12 protein-coding genes are annotated in these 12,301 nt (G+C 37.8%); 2 read left to right on the top strand and 10 right to left on the bottom strand.

Features of this window, described 5'->3' with window-relative positions; translation table 11 throughout:
* Positions 1 to 417: 417 nt before the first annotated feature.
* From B2R82_RS17770 to B2R82_RS17755, 4 genes are all read right to left on the bottom strand, one after another.
* The gene (locus B2R82_RS17770; RefSeq protein WP_286926185.1) at positions 418 to 2,022 is read right to left on the bottom strand and encodes a M20/M25/M40 family metallo-hydrolase; all 1,605 of its coding nucleotides are present in this window, start codon (positions 2,020 to 2,022) and stop codon (positions 418 to 420) included.
* 41 nt (positions 2,023 to 2,063) lie between these two features.
* Entirely contained in the window at positions 2,064 to 3,449 is a 1,386-nt protein-coding gene (locus B2R82_RS17765) for an amino acid permease (protein WP_286926193.1), read from the bottom strand.
* A gap of 278 nt (positions 3,450 to 3,727) precedes the next feature.
* Positions 3,728 to 4,489, bottom strand: coding sequence for a dimethylarginine dimethylaminohydrolase family protein (locus tag B2R82_RS17760; protein WP_286926184.1), 762 nt, complete (start codon positions 4,487 to 4,489; stop codon positions 3,728 to 3,730).
* Between the two features lie 67 nt (positions 4,490 to 4,556).
* Positions 4,557 to 5,429: a dimethylarginine dimethylaminohydrolase family protein gene (locus tag B2R82_RS17755; RefSeq protein WP_286926183.1), complete on the bottom strand. Its 873-nt coding sequence runs from the start codon at positions 5,427 to 5,429 to the stop codon at positions 4,557 to 4,559.
* 243 nt (positions 5,430 to 5,672) lie between these two features.
* Between B2R82_RS17755 and B2R82_RS17750 the strand changes: the two genes are divergently transcribed.
* Both B2R82_RS17750 and rpmB read left to right on the top strand, forming a co-directional pair.
* Positions 5,673 to 6,413: an IclR family transcriptional regulator gene (locus tag B2R82_RS17750; protein ID WP_286926182.1), complete on the top strand. Its 741-nt coding sequence runs from the start codon at positions 5,673 to 5,675 to the stop codon at positions 6,411 to 6,413.
* A 371-nt stretch (positions 6,414 to 6,784) separates the two neighbouring features.
* Positions 6,785 to 6,973, top strand: coding sequence for a 50S ribosomal protein L28 (gene rpmB, locus B2R82_RS17745; RefSeq protein WP_054770615.1), 189 nt, complete (start codon positions 6,785 to 6,787; stop codon positions 6,971 to 6,973).
* A gap of 259 nt (positions 6,974 to 7,232) precedes the next feature.
* Here rpmB and spoVM read toward each other — a convergent pair whose 3' ends face one another.
* The 6 genes from spoVM to B2R82_RS17715 are packed head-to-tail and all read right to left on the bottom strand — an operon-like array spanning position 7,233 to position 12,298.
* Positions 7,233 to 7,334, bottom strand: coding sequence for a stage V sporulation protein SpoVM (spoVM, locus tag B2R82_RS17740; RefSeq protein ID WP_283872749.1), 102 nt, complete (start codon positions 7,332 to 7,334; stop codon positions 7,233 to 7,235).
* A gap of 18 nt (positions 7,335 to 7,352) precedes the next feature.
* On the bottom strand, positions 7,353 to 8,006 hold the full coding sequence (locus tag B2R82_RS17735; RefSeq protein ID WP_286926181.1) for a thiamine diphosphokinase: 654 nt from the start codon (positions 8,004 to 8,006) through the stop codon (positions 7,353 to 7,355).
* Complete coding sequence (rpe, locus tag B2R82_RS17730; RefSeq protein WP_054770613.1) at positions 8,003 to 8,671, bottom strand: ribulose-phosphate 3-epimerase; 669 nt, start codon at positions 8,669 to 8,671, stop codon at positions 8,003 to 8,005. The genes B2R82_RS17735 and rpe overlap by 4 nt, the downstream gene beginning before the upstream one ends.
* 2 nt (positions 8,672 to 8,673) lie before the next feature.
* Positions 8,674 to 9,558 (bottom strand): ribosome small subunit-dependent GTPase A, encoded by an 885-nt coding sequence (gene rsgA / locus B2R82_RS17725; RefSeq protein WP_286926180.1) that lies wholly within the window; start codon positions 9,556 to 9,558, stop codon positions 8,674 to 8,676.
* Between the two features lie 11 nt (positions 9,559 to 9,569).
* Positions 9,570 to 11,546: a Stk1 family PASTA domain-containing Ser/Thr kinase gene (gene pknB / locus B2R82_RS17720; protein ID WP_286926179.1), complete on the bottom strand. Its 1,977-nt coding sequence runs from the start codon at positions 11,544 to 11,546 to the stop codon at positions 9,570 to 9,572.
* Positions 11,547 to 11,548: 2 nt separating this feature from the next.
* Entirely contained in the window at positions 11,549 to 12,298 is a 750-nt protein-coding gene (locus B2R82_RS17715) for a Stp1/IreP family PP2C-type Ser/Thr phosphatase (protein ID WP_286926189.1), read from the bottom strand.
* Positions 12,299 to 12,301 lie beyond the last annotated feature (3 nt).

Raw genomic sequence — 12,301 nt, 5'->3', positions numbered from 1 at the left:
AGTACAATTCTATAGCTGTCAACCTACATTATCAAAGTGAAGGTTGATTGGAGTGTAGACTGAGTAACTCCTCGGGGATTCAGCGTCACAGATGAGACCAAGGAGCGAGTAAATTAGGGGAACAAAGGCTAAAATCGTCACGTCCTGTGACAACGCCTTCGTGACCAACCTCCTGCTGCTGACGCTTCGCTTACGCGCAAAAAACATCTGTTGCCCCAAGTGGCTCATCGGACGCTCCCCAGGAAGCTCTGCTCTGCGCGAAAGCGAAGCGTCAGCGGCAAAGCACTCAAGCGGAACGGAGATTAACCCGTCNNATACTTTTTAATTTGTCACCTTGATTTCATTGACATAATAGTATTTCAACAACATGAAAAAGCTGATATTTTTTAGCATCAGCTTTCTCCAAATCTTTCACTATTAAAATAAACTCTTAATAAGCGTGTCTAGCATTACAGGCATTTCCTTAAAAGCACTGTCCACATGTAATCTTTCTGTTTTTTGGTGGGCATCCTTTCCAAATGGGCCAACATTCAGAACAGGACCTTGTAAGGCTGACATAGCATCAAATGGAATACTATACGTATCGCCATATACAGGTGTGTTGCGCTCAAAAGCGGTCCATCCATTTGAAGCATCTGAATAATTCACATAGCTTAAATCACAAATACCATTAAAATAATGAATTTGTTCAACCTCAATATCAAATGTTTTGGCTGTTTTCTTCATCAATTCAATCAATTGAATAACTAATGGATGATTCGATGAATTGATGGCTGGATAGTAAGGTGGCGCATACAGTAATACGGTTGCTGGCGTTAGTTCTTGGCAACGAATCATCAGCTGATCCACTATTCGGATGGATTTCTCACGATCATCCCATACACTGTTTTCTAGAACCTGACGCTTGATGGATGCCACTTCCTCAGTGCCTAATTTATGAATTGCGTGCTCCAAAAGCGCCTCATAGCGGAGGACTTTTACCTTTCCAACACCCTGAACCTTTTCTCGCTCACACATTTGTTTATAGGACTGATTACAAGCCATCATAGCCTCTAAAGCTACTTGCTCAAAAATTTCCATTACTTCAGATGCAGTTCGCTTTAATAGGAACACATTGTAAAGAGCGGCTGCACGATATGGCGTTTGTGTGGAATACTCCATTTTCAAATCCTTTAATTGTAAAGATACCGGTAATGGTGTACTTTCACCAAGATCTGTTTCACGGAATATTGGATTCCACTCCATATGCTGTGTCATATAAGAAGCAATAAAGTTTGCGGTCATCCCTTTTAACGGCTCTCCTACATGTGTCTCTTTACCATAGAATAAGGCGGCAGGCATAATTTTACCGATGGTTCCTGAATAGATATATTCATTTATATCAGCAGGTCCCTGTGAAAATGAAGGCTCACTGTTTAAAAATAGTTTATAAGATAACCCATATTGTTCACGAAGTCTGACTAGCTCCACCACGGCAGCCCTCATTCCCGCTGAATTCACTTCTTCATCAGGTACAGCCGTTAAAATTAAATTAATGGGCCATTGTTCAATGCTTGCTTTTTCGATTAATTGCATATGCAATGCAAGTCCCATTTTCATATCCATCGTTCCACGGCCAAATAGATAATTACCAGATTCTAAATCAATTCTTGCGGCTTCGGGTAAATCCTTTTTGTATTTTGGCTCCATCAACTTTTTCGTTAATTCTTCTGGATAAAAGGCAAAAGGTTCAAGCTCACCATACTCCTCTGTATGGACAGTATCAAAATGACTAATTAACACCACTGTCTCTGTCGCAGTTGGATGCTTATACAAGGCTGTTACAGCATTACGTCCAAGTCCAGCATCATGCAGCTCAATGAATTGTGGATTATCTTGAAAATAAGAAAGCGTTTGCAAGATATTTTTTAATTTATAAGCAAACTCATTCTCACCTATCGTTAATGTCCTACTTTCCCAGCTAACAATTTTACATAACAATGCTTTTAATTTTTCAGGTGAATCCCAAAAATAATTTTCCATAGAAAAGTCTCCTTTATTCGATACTCAAAATCGAATGCATTTCATTGTCTATCTAGTGATTCCTGTTCTGTTATTTCCAGCTCAGAAGAAACTGTATTCGTTTTACTCAATTTAATCTTGTAGAAAATCATGCATGCAATAAAGAATCCAATACCATATAGTAATCCAATTCTTTGCGTTGGATCGAAAGCTAAAAAGGCAAGGATTATCACGCAAAAGCTTATACAAAAAACTGGGATTAATGGATAAAATGGTGTTTTAAATTTTAAGTCAGCTACATTCCCTCCAGCCTTTACATAACGATGGCGGAACATCAATTGAGAGGCACATATTCCCATCCAAGAAATCGTAACGGATATTCCTGCAATAGACATGAGTAAAACAAATACTGCATCTGCTTCCATTACACTCGTTAGGAGGGAAAGCAATGAGAAAAGCATTGTAAAAATCAATGCATTCAATGGCACTTTGTTTTTAGTGAGACGTCCAAATAGTTTCGGAGCCATTCCCTCTTTAGACATCGACCATAGCAAGCGTGTTGATGCATATAAGCATGAATTCCCTACTGATAAAATAGCCGTTAAAATAACAAAATTCATAATGCCAGCAGCATATGGAACCCCAGCTAAATTCATTAATGTTACAAATGGACTTTCTAATAAGCCTAGCTCAGAAGAAGGGAATATAGCAGACAATACAATAATAGAGGCAATATAGAAAACAATGATTCTAAAAAGAATTGTCCGTATTGCTCGTGGAATATTTTTTTCTGGACTCTCTGTTTCCCCAGCAGCAATACCAACAAGCTCCGATCCTTGATAAGAAAAGATAACATTCATCATCGTGACAAAGATTATACTAATTCCTGCCGGGAATAACCCAGAAGGTGCTAAATTCGTAAAATGTGGTGTAGGACGATCTGATAATGGAATCAAACCAAAAATTGCAGCACCCCCAATAATAATAAATGCTATTACTGCAATGACTTTAATGCTCGCAAACCAGAACTCTGCTTCTGCAAAACCCTTTGTTGTTAATGCATTTAAGATAAAGAGTAGAACCATAAAAACTGCACACCAGATCCAAATCGGCACATTTGGAAACCAATGCTGCATCAAAATCCCTGCAGCTGTAAATTCGACTCCTGCTGTTGCTGCTGAACCTACAAAGTACATCCATCCTAATGAGAAACCAGCTGATGGACTGATAAAACGTGTTGCATAGGTTTGGAAAGATCCTGTTACAGGCATATAAACAGCTAATTCTCCAAGACAATTCATAACCATATATAATATTAATCCACCAAACAAATACCCAATTAAAGCTCCCCCGGGACCCGCCTGATTGATTGTATAGCCAACATTTAAGAATAACCCCGTCCCAATAACGCCTCCAAGTGATAGCATCAATAAATGACGGCTTTTCATTGATCGGTTTAAAAGTTGTTCTCCTTTATTCACATTCCATCCCCACTTTCCATATGTCCCCAAAATAATCAATTATGGCCTAGCGTAATTGCGTCCGGATTTTTTCGAGCTCACTCCAAAAGCTCCTCTTCAAAAACCATTGATATTCGCCAGGGTTTTTCTTGATTTACTAGACGTTTGTATGCTCGCTAAATTAAGGTGAATATTCTGATATTTTAAGTATTAAAGTACCCAATCAATTTATTCCATATAAATTGATTGGGTAGTTGTACATTTGATTAAAAACGTAACGATAAACAGCTTAACCCACCATCATGTTTTCTGAATTCAGACATCTCAAGCTCAATTGTTTGATAGCCCAAATCATTTAGCTTACGGTTCGTTTCTGGATAGCCTGCTGGTATAATCACATAATCATTAACTTGAATACAATTTGCTGAATACTCATGTTCCTTTGGAATGATAATTTTTTCATAGGAGGCAAAGGCCGGGTGATCGATAAATTCACCTGCAAGAACCATGCGATTTTGACCCACATAGGCAATCCCTGTTTTTAAATGGAAGAATTCTTTTAATGGGATGATCGTTGCCTCATAGCCCTCTTTTTCAACTATTTCTTTAAATTGTCTTGCTCCCTCTTCATTTGTTCTGTCCGAAATACCAACATAAAATTTCTTTTCAGCCTGTAGCACGTCTCCACCATCTAGTGTTCCAGGACCTTCAATATAATATAATTTCTCATAGAATTTCTTTACCGTTGGTTCGATATCTTCTATTTCACGATTGCGAGCCTCTGCACCCGGATTTGAAATAATCGCAAACTCAGATGTTAAAACAGCAGTGTCTTCTACAAATGTTGAATCCGGAAATGCCTCGTTTGCAGGAAGCTGAGTTACCTCTACACCACATGTTTTTAACGCTTCCACATACTTTTCATGTTGTTCAAATAATTTCTCCAATACTGGTTTTCCTAAATCACTTGTTGTTAAACCGTTTATAAAACTATTACCTGGATTTTTTACAATAACATTTTTAAACATCATTTCGTCTCCTTTATATTTAACTAGCAATACTTACTAATCAGATGGATGAAGTACATTCCCCACTTTATCCTCTTACCACTGGACAAGTTAGACAAGTAGGCCCACCTGTTCCTTTTACTGTGATTTCATTACCTTTGTATTCATAAACGGTAGCCCCCGAATCGAGTAGCTGCTGTTTTGTTATTGGATTTCCTTGTGGAATGACACATACTCTTGGTGCTAGGGCTAACACATTGCAGCCTAACGCATCATATTCATCTTTTAAAACCTCAATCAATTGAATACCTCGTTCGATTAGTAGCTGGCGGAAGAATACTGGCATTAATCGCGAATGTACGACCGCCAAATCTTTATCAACCATGCTAATAAAGGACATTAAGTGTAAACATTCTGCCTCTCCTAAATCATGTGGAAGCTGGACAACTATAAATTCATCAACAATATCGGCTGTCATATCCTTTAGCTGACGAATTGCTTCATCATTTGTTCGATACCCTCTCCCTACAGCAAGTGTTCTATCATCTAGCCAAACAATATCGCCGCCATCTGAAACTGCATCCCCTGTTAACTCGCCAATGATTGGAATACCTTTATCTAGTAAAAAGTCTTTATAAACGGCCGCTTCAGGTTGTCTGAGTGTTTTACCAGATTTTAAAATAATAGCTCCTTTTGGCGTAAATTTGACTGGGTCATGTGCATAAAGGGAGTCTAAACCTACACTCTCTGATTCTGGTAAGTAATCAATTTTGTCCACATACTTTTCAAGAATCGCTATAAAATCTGCATATTCTCTTAGTGCCCCATCAAAATTTGGTTCTGATAAGTAGTTAAATGTTTTCCATTCATCTCTAAGATGCTCCTGGTTTCGGAAAGCATCCTTTGGATGTTTTACTATTACGTGTTTTAAAGGTGCATACATTGATGAACAATAATGCATTCCCTTCACCCCTTTTCCGTTTGATGGAAAACGTTTCCGTTAAGAGGAAAGTTTATATGAAAAATATATGCGTTTTATGCTATACTGTCAATATATTTAGAAAAGTTTTTATATTCATACTGCTCATTGGAGTAGAATTGAATACTTGCGATGCTTTCAAATGTAAAGGTAGCACTGTAATTATGGAGCTAGACGCAAACAAGGAATAAAAATAAAATAATAGGAAGGAGAGGTGGGAATGACATGCAATTATTAGAACGTGCAATGACCATAGCTAAAGTTTTAGCTACTGAAACAAGTGAAAACAGCTTGTCTATATCAGAGCTTTCAGCAAAATGTGATTTGCCACTTAGTACATTACATAGAATTTTAAAAGCGATGATTAAGCAAGGAATGATTGAGCAAGACGAGCAGACGAAACAATACCGACTTGGTACAGTATGGATGGAGCTTGGTTTGCAAGTGTATGATACGATGGACTACATTAGTAAAATAAGACCTGAATTAGAGCGTTTAGCAAGAAAAGTTGAGGAAAGCGTTTATTTAAGTAAACCCGCTGGATTAGATACGATTATTATTGAAAGAATAGACAGCGCTGCTAATCCAATTCGTATTTACGATCAGCTAGGAATTCGTATACCCATGCATATAGGTGCTGCAAATAAAGCCATTTTAGCTGCTATGCCTGTTGATCAAGCAAATGAAATCATGGAGCAGCTAATGCCACATGAGGAAATCGCTGAATTTGAGGCACAGCTTGCTATAATAAGACAACAAGGTTTTGCCATTAGTCATGGGGAAAGAACAGCTGGGACCTCTTCTATTGCCGTCTCCATCCTAAATGGTTTTGGTGAGGTAGTAGGTGCCGTAAGCATAGGCTTTGTAAGCTTCAATGTTTCTCCAGAACATATTCAAAACCTAACAGATTCTCTAGTGGAGACTGGTAGACGTGTCTCAGCTAAGCTTGGCTATCGAGGTAAATAAGATGCATTCTCTTTATCTTCATTCAGCAGAAGACTCCCACCTCTACAGGTGGTGTGATGAATGCGGTTTTATTTCCTTTTCAGTGGGTGTCCAATCACCTACTGAATGAAGATAATGCCTCCGGCGGATGTCACGGATTTTCAAAGGAATGAATTGTGTGGGCACAATTCAAAATCCAGACGCAATTACGCTAAGGAGAAATTGATTAAACAAAATTAAGGAATGATTTTCTGTCTGTAAAGGTTTTTTTCTTGAAAGGTTATGTGAAAACTGTTGCACTGAACGTCATCGTATGTTAAATTATTATGGTATGTGAAATACCGAACTGAAATAATAATCTTTCAGCATTAACAGTAAGGAGGGAATACAACATGCCAAAACAATGTGTAATCACTGGACGTAAGGCTCGTACTGGTAACAACCGTTCCCACGCTATGAACGCTAACAAACGTACTTGGGGTGCTAACCTTCAAAAAGTTCGTATCTTAGTTGACGGTAAACCAAAACGTGTATGGGTTTCTACTCGTGCATTAAAATCAGGTAAAATCGAGCGCGTTTAATCGCTGCTTCTAAAAAATCGATTTGGCTTATAGCGCAAATCGATTTTTTTCTTTCTAACCGGGCATACTACCAACCGCCTTCGTGCATTTAAATATAGTGCAACAGTTATTGTAAGCAGCTAGATAATTACCTAAAGCCTCTATTCATTACACTGAACATAATGAATAGAGGCTTTTATTTTCTCATAACTATAAAAAGAATCTATAATCGAAAAGTCTAATAGAACAAACGCTAGGGCAGAAAAAAATCCGACCAATATTAGTCGGATTTTTTTACTTTCTTGTCTTTTTTAAAAAGATTGATACATGTACGCGTAATACTACTCACAACTTTTGGCAACTGAAAAGTATAGACTTTCAGGACTATCTCCTCCTTACGCTAATCTATGCTTCTTATCATTAAACATATGCCTTGTGAGAAAGATATAGACCCTGAATCACCTATTATTTCATTACTTGTAAATCGAGATGTACCTAAAGTAATTTCTTCATCGGTTGTTTCATATTTCACTTGCCTTAATGTAACATTTTTTATCGTCTCTTCATGTGCAAAAAAAGACAAATAACGGTACTGTTCATCTGCTTGAATAATGTGAGTACCTGGCATTAAAAATTGCAATAGATTTGCATGATTCATAATCTTTAAGACAATATGTGGATGCTCCCTTTGCAAACGATAAATGGAGCGGATTGCTGCCTCATAGTGATCCAAACGTCCACCAGTAACACCTGTAAGTATAATCTCTGATGGTTGGTAGGTATAGGCCTTTAATAGCGCTAAATCAGTATCTGTTTCATTTTTTTCTTCCTGAAATCGCTGCCTATCATTGGTATGCTTCATCACAAGCTCATATTCCTCATGTGTTAAAGAGTCAAAATCACCAACTATTGCATGCGGTGTAATGCCTTGCTCGATTAAATATAGTGCTCCTCGATCAGCCCCAATAAATAGTACATCCTCTTTCTTTGCAAATGGAGCAAATGAACATAGCTCCTCTTTAGGACCACCAGCACAAACAACAACTAGTGTCATCCTTTAATCGCTGCCTCACCAGCAGCAAGAATTTCTTGAAGGGCTGCTGTACGATCCTCTTTACTATAAATAGCTGAGCCTGCTACAAAAATTGTAGCACCTGCCTTAGCACATGGAATAATGGTCTCTGCATTAATGCCACCGTCTATTTCTATAGCAATATCAAGATTACGCTCTTTAATGATTGTAGCTAATGCTTCAATTTTTGGCACAACAGCCTGGATGAATTGTTGTCCACCAAAGCCCGGATTCACTGTCATAAACAGCACCATATCAATATCCTCTAAAATATGTTGAATCGATTCTATTGGTGTATGTGGATTTAACACAACACCAGGTTTGACTCCTAATGAACGAATTAACTGAATAGTACGGTGTAAATGGCGGCAAGCTTCTACATGCACTGTAATATAATCTGCTCCCGCTTTGGCGAATTGTTCAATATATTGATCAGGATTTTCGATCATTAAATGAACATCTAGCGGTAAATCAGTTAAAGGACGAATGGCATCTAATACGATAGAGCCGAAGGAAATATTTGGCACAAAATGTCCATCCATTACATCAATGTGAATAAGCTGGGCACCCGCCTTTTCTACTTCCTTTACTTCTTCTCCTAATTTAGCAAAATTAGCTGCTAAAATTGATGGTGCAATTTGTATCATCATTAATACCTCGGCTTTCGATCCATAATTTCTTGCATAAATTGTTCGTAGTGCTTATAGCGGTATTCACGAATTTCTCCCGCCTCTACAGCTACCTTCACGGCACATTTTGGCTCCTTTAAATGTAAACAACCTCTGAATTTACAATCCTCCGCCACTTGAACCATTTCAGGGAAACATGCGCCTAATTCTTCTTTTTCAATGTCATCAAAATCAAAAGAACTAAATCCAGGTGTATCTGCTAATAGACCGTCACATACCTCTATTAATTCTACATGGCGTGTTGTGTGTTTTCCACGTCCTAAGCTTTGTGAGATAATGCCTGTTTTTAAATTTAAATCTGGAATTAAAGTATTTAACAGTGTGGATTTGCCAACACCAGATTGTCCTGCTAACACAGAGGTTTTTCCTTTTAAAATCGGCTGAAGCCGTTCTAGTAATTCTTCCTCCCCTTTATAGGTTTGCAGTACAGTATATCCCATGCTTTCATAATCTTTTATATAGCCTTGCAATTCCTCACGTTCATGTTCCTCTAGCAGATCCATTTTTGTTAAACAAATTATTGGATGAACATGAAATGATTCTAAGACAACTAAAAATCGATCCAGTAAAATCGTATTAAAATTAGGCTCTTTTACAGAAAAGACAAGAATTCCTTGATCAATATTAGCAATTGGAGGGCGTACTAATTCATTTTGGCGATCCATTATTTTTTGAATAGTACCATCTGACCCCTCAGTTTCAAGCGTGTATTCTACAATGTCGCCAACAAGTGGGGATTCCCCGCGATTGCGAAATACCCCACGTCCTCGACATTGTATGAGTTGAGCTCCATCATAGACATAATAATAACCACTTAATGCTTTGCGTATTTGGCCTTGCGCCATCCAATTCCCCCTTATTTGATATCATCGTAGTTGATTTTATCTGCAGCAATGATATCCGAATCACGAATAATCTTATATGCCGCTTCCTGACCCTCTCCTATAACAAGCTGTATTTTGTATTCAGTATCAGCCGTGATAGCAAATGTGTCATACGTATCTACCATTGAATGAGTTTTATCTTGAATTTCAATTCGAACATTTTGTTCTATGCCTTCCTCATTTGGTTTATATTCAATTTTGATTATTTTGACAAAAGTTTTATCAGGCTTTTTAGCAGGTCCCTTGCTTAAGATAACACTTACTGTTGAACCTACCTCAACTTCTGCTTCAGCTTTTGTCAATTGTGAAATAATACTTCCCGCCGGTATTGTATTGTGATTTTCTTCACGAACTATATGCAATTTTAAGCCTTTATCTTTTAAATACGCTTCTGCTTGAGCCTTAGTATAATTCACAATACTCCCCACTTTAACCAATTGTACACCCTTACTAACTTTAAATAGTAAAGTTGTATCTTTGGCGATTACTTCAGTACCTTCTGTTGGCTCCTGACCAATAATGGTGCCAGCCTGCTCTTGTGAATAAACTTCTTCAGATTTTATATCCGCAAATGTGTCCTTGAGTAATGCTTCCACTTGGCTAAATGGTCGCCCTTCATAATTATCAAGCTTTGTCATTTCTTCTCCAAGACTGACGATTATATCTACTTTTGTTCCTTTTACACGCTCTGCCTTTTCTGCCGGGTCTGTTTCAATCACTTTATCCTTTTCAACTTCCTCATCATTACGTGATTTTATCTCACCTACAACAAAGCCATCTGCTTCTAATCTCTTTTCTGCTTCCTCAACAGTTAAACCACTCACACTAGGTACAGGTATCTTTTTCGGGCTAAAAAGCTCCGTAGCAAATAAAAAGTATAGGAACACCACGATTACTGTGATGAATAAACCAGCAACATATTTCGGCCATTTTTTCTTTTTCTTAGTAGGCGTTACCTTGTCAATTGTCTTTTTAGGGTCTTGTTTCGGTTTGGATTGTGTAATCGGTTCAATGGCTCTAGTTTTCGTTAAATCCTCGTTATTTCGTAGCGCTTGGTCCTTTATAATAGGAATAGCCTTAGTGGCATCATTATCAAATGGAATAGCAAATTTAGGCTCATTTATACGATTAGGCGATAACACTGTTTCTAAATCTTCCTGCATTTCTTCTACTGTCGAATAACGATGAGCAGCATCCTTTGCTGTAGCTTTTAGCACAACATTTTCAAGACTCTGTGGTATCGTAGCATCAAATGCGCGAACAGATGGTGTCTCAGCTTGTAAATGTTTCAAGGCAATCGACACTGCCGACTCACCTGAAAAAGGTAATTCTCCAGTCAATAATTCATATAATACAATACCAAGTGCATATATATCTGATTTGTTTGTAGCTGTACCACCACGAGCCTGCTCTGGTGATAAATAGTGAACAGTACCAAGCACAGAATTTGTTTGCGTAAAGGATGTTGCACTTAACGTCATTGCTATACCAAAATCAGTGACTTTCACATTTCCTTCAGCATCCATTAAAATATTTTGAGGCTTAATGTCACGATGAATAATGTGATTTTCATGGGCATTAGTAATTGCAGACGTCAACTGCTTCATAATATGCACACTTCTAGCAGGAGAAATTGGTGCATATTCCTGTATGTACTGCTTTAATGTTTTTCCTTGAACATACTCCATGACAATATAATGTAGATCTCCATCATCGCCTACATCATAAATACTAACAATATTGGGATGTGTAAGGCTTGTAGCAGAAAGTGCCTCACGTTGAAAACGTCGATGTAATTCATCCTCATTTGTGAAATCATAGCGTAATATTTTTATCGCTACATCACGATTTAAGATCATGTCATGTGCCAAATAGACATTAGACATACCCCCGCCACCAATGAGTTCAATAATTTTATAGCGGTCACTAATTCGTTTTCCTACAAGCATACTTACACCTCCTCATCTTGCCTTGTGAGCAGCACGAGGGAGATGTTGTCTTCCCCCCCACTTGCATTTGCTAATTCCACAAGTTTTCTTCCCTTTTCTTCTATGGAATCCGGATACGTAATAATAGACGCCATTTCATACACTGTTAATTTATTGCTTAAACCATCAGAGCAAATGAGTAAATACGATTCTGATGCTAAATCCACTTCATAAAAGTCTGGTTTAATCGTTTCTTCTGTGCCTACAGCTCTTAAGATGAAATTTTTTTTCGGATGTGTTAATGCTTCCTCTTCACTAATCTCACCATTTTCAACCAAAACATTTACATAAGAATGATCTCTTGTTATTTGTTGTGCACCATCATCAAAGAAATAATACACCCGGCTATCACCAACATGTGCAATGAAGCAATGATTGTCTTCAATTAACACTGCAATAAACGTCGTGCCCATTCCTTTACAGTCTTCATGTGATAAAGAATAGTCATAGATATTTTTATTCAGTTGCTTGACTGTTTGTAATAACCACTCTTCTTTTGATGTCGTAGATGCAAAATGATGTGCTTCTGCCTGTAAAAAAACTTGTTCCATTTGTTTCATTGCCATATCACTCGCAACATCGCCAGCATTATGACCGCCCATGCCATCCGCTACGAGTGCTAGTGCAAGTCCATCTGGACGTTTAAAAAATGCAGCACGGTCTTCATTAATTGCTCGTTTTAACCCAATATCACTTTCGACTGTGTATTTCAACAC

It is taken from the genome of Lysinibacillus sp. UBA6686, from assembly GCF_002455205.1.
Classification (GTDB): Bacteria; Bacillota; Bacilli; order Bacillales_A; family Planococcaceae; genus Lysinibacillus; species Lysinibacillus pakistanensis.
The sequence above is the reverse complement of the archived record's forward strand: the minus strand, read 5'-3'. Positions and strand labels throughout refer to the sequence as shown.

Coding starts and splice junctions, on each gene's coding strand:
- B2R82_RS17770 (WP_286926185.1), bottom strand. CDS start 2,022: ATGGAAAATTATTTTTGGGATTCACCTGAAAAATTAAAAGCATTGTTA.
- B2R82_RS17765 (WP_286926193.1), bottom strand. CDS start 3,449: ATGAAAAGCCGTCATTTATTGATGCTATCACTTGGAGGCGTTATTGGG.
- B2R82_RS17760 (WP_286926184.1), bottom strand. CDS start 4,489: ATGTTTAAAAATGTTATTGTAAAAAATCCAGGTAATAGTTTTATAAAC.
- B2R82_RS17755 (WP_286926183.1), bottom strand. CDS start 5,429: ATGCATTATTGTTCATCAATGTATGCACCTTTAAAACACGTAATAGTA.
- B2R82_RS17750 (WP_286926182.1), top strand. CDS start 5,673: ATGCAATTATTAGAACGTGCAATGACCATAGCTAAAGTTTTAGCTACT.
- rpmB (WP_054770615.1), top strand. CDS start 6,785: ATGCCAAAACAATGTGTAATCACTGGACGTAAGGCTCGTACTGGTAAC.
- B2R82_RS17735 (WP_286926181.1), bottom strand. CDS start 8,006: ATGACACTAGTTGTTGTTTGTGCTGGTGGTCCTAAAGAGGAGCTATGT.
- rpe (WP_054770613.1), bottom strand. CDS start 8,671: ATGATACAAATTGCACCATCAATTTTAGCAGCTAATTTTGCTAAATTA.
- rsgA (WP_286926180.1), bottom strand. CDS start 9,558: ATGGCGCAAGGCCAAATACGCAAAGCATTAAGTGGTTATTATTATGTC.
- pknB (WP_286926179.1), bottom strand. CDS start 11,546: ATGCTTGTAGGAAAACGAATTAGTGACCGCTATAAAATTATTGAACTC.